Source organism: Mesorhizobium sp. M7A.F.Ca.CA.003.01.2.1 (genome assembly GCF_003998945.1).
Taxonomy (GTDB): Bacteria; Pseudomonadota; Alphaproteobacteria; order Rhizobiales; family Rhizobiaceae; genus Mesorhizobium; species Mesorhizobium ciceri.
Window position 1 is genome coordinate 1 of record NZ_RZRA01001009.1, and the last position, 1,923, is coordinate 1,923.

The following is a 1,923-nucleotide window of genomic DNA, read 5'->3' on the forward strand; positions in this document are numbered from 1 at the left end:
GCACTTCATCGGTCGTGAGAATTCGAGCCGACGATAGGCAGCCAATGTTCTTCTACCTTTCCAAGATCTTCTGGTTCTTCATCCAGCCGCTCAACCTGGCGATCTTCCTGCTGCTAGCGGGACTGCTCGCGGTCACGATCGGGCGCCGACGGTTAGCGGCCGCCGGCAGCGTGCTGGCATTTTTGATCCTTGCACTGTCGGCATGGACGTCGCTCGGCGCCATGATGCTCAATCCGTTGGAAGAGCGCTTTCAACGCCCGCCGCTGCCGGAAAAGGTCGACGGCATCGTCGTGCTCGGCGGCGGCTTCGAGGGCGCCATCAATCTGGCGCGCGGCGGCTATGAGCTGAACAGCAGCGGCGATCGGATGGTCGAGACCGCGATTCTCGCCCGGCGCTTTCCCACCGCCAAGGTGGTCGTCTCCGGCGGCACCGGCGCGTTGTTTCTCGATGGCGAGGGCGATGCCGCAACCGCGCCGCGCCTGCTCACCGCGCTTGGCGTGGCCGCCGACTGGATGATCCTGGAGAACAAGTCCCGCAACACCTATGAGAACGCGGTCTTCACCAAGGAGTTGGTAACGCCGAAGCCCGGCGAGACCTGGCTGCTGGTGACCTCGGCCTTCCATATGCCGCGCGCCAAGGCGCTGTTCGACAAGGCCGGCTTTGCAACCGTTCCATGGCCGGTCGACTATCGCACCTCGGGACGGGAAGGCGTCGGCCTGTTCCGCGACAATCCAGCCGATTCGCTGCGGGCCACCACCATGGCCATCCGGGAATGGATCGGGCTTTTTGCCTACTGGCTGTCAGGCCGGATCGATCAGCCTTTTCCGGGCGGCTGACCGATCACCGCCTGCCTGGCCGCCGAGAAGAACTGGCGCCGCACCAGCACCGCCAGCAGCAACAGCGTCGACAACACGAACACCATGGGGTCGACGAACCAGCCGAGATAACCGATCGAGAAGAACACGCCGCGCAGGCCGGAGTTGAAGTGCTTTCCGGCCAGCATGTTCATTTGCGCCGCACGCCACACCGCCGTTTCGGTGACCGGATTGCGCGAGGCTTCGCCATGCGGGATCGGTACGGCGCCGATCAGGATCGTGCAATAATTGAACAGCCGGTACGCCCAGCCGAATTTGAAGAACGAAAACGCCAGGATCAGCACCAGCCCAAACACCTTTATCTGGAAGGCCGCGCGCGACGGCGCGCCACCCAGAGGCAGGTCGCTGAGCACTTCAAGAACCCGGTCGGACGCGCCGAGCAGGGCAAAGCAGCCGCCGATCGCGATCAGCGAGCTGGAGGCGAAGAAGGCGGTGCCTTGCTGCAGCCCGCTCATGATGGCGGTGTCGACGATGCGGATCTCGCGCTCGGCCATGGTCCGCATCCAGGCTTGCCGCTGTGCATTCATCGCCGTCGTCAGCGACATCCGGCTGACAAGCTTGCCGTCGGAGGCAAACGTGTGCAGCAGCCACGCGACGAGGAAGAAGGCCAGCGCCGCGAGATCGGCTGTCGAAAGATCGAGGGAATCGCCCATGGCCTGAATTTATCACATTCAGGGCGATCGCTTCGATGTCCGCATTCAGCGATCGTGCCAATGTCGCTGCCGGAGCAAACAAGGTCGGCGGGTGCAGCGCCGCGATTTCCAAAAGAGCGGAAACATCGTGGGAATTCCTATATGTAGTCCTCGACCTGACTCCAGGAGACAACGCCGCGTGTTCCTTTCGGTTTTCGACCTGTTCAAGATCGGCATAGGACCCTCGAGTTCGCACACGATGGGACCGATGACCGCCGCGGCGCGGTTTCTCGACGAGGTCGCGGGAAATGACTGGCCGCGCCCGGCGGGTGTGAAGGTCGACCGCCTTGGCGCCAGCCTGCACGGGTCACTCGCCTATACCGGCATCGGCCACGGCAGTGACCGCGCCGTCATGC

The 1,923-nt window shown here is 63.5% G+C and carries 3 protein-coding genes; 2 read left to right on the forward strand and 1 reads right to left on the reverse strand.

Translation table 11 applies throughout. The features are described from left to right. Positions 1–44 precede the first annotated feature (44 nt). Positions 45–836 (forward strand): YdcF family protein, encoded by a 792-nt coding sequence (locus tag EN969_RS28935; protein ID WP_063167958.1) that lies wholly within the window; start codon positions 45–47, stop codon positions 834–836. Here EN969_RS28935 and EN969_RS28940 read toward each other — a convergent pair. Further along, a complete protein-coding gene (locus EN969_RS28940; RefSeq protein WP_027161543.1) occupies positions 815–1,528 on the reverse strand; it encodes a DUF599 domain-containing protein in 714 nt (237 codons plus the stop codon). The genes EN969_RS28935 and EN969_RS28940 overlap by 22 nt on opposite strands. A gap of 178 nt (positions 1,529–1,706) precedes the next feature. Between EN969_RS28940 and EN969_RS28945 the strand changes: the two genes are divergently transcribed. After that, positions 1,707–1,923 (forward strand): serine dehydratase beta chain (locus EN969_RS28945; RefSeq protein ID WP_281060039.1); only part of this gene is annotated, 217 nt, incomplete at its 3' end.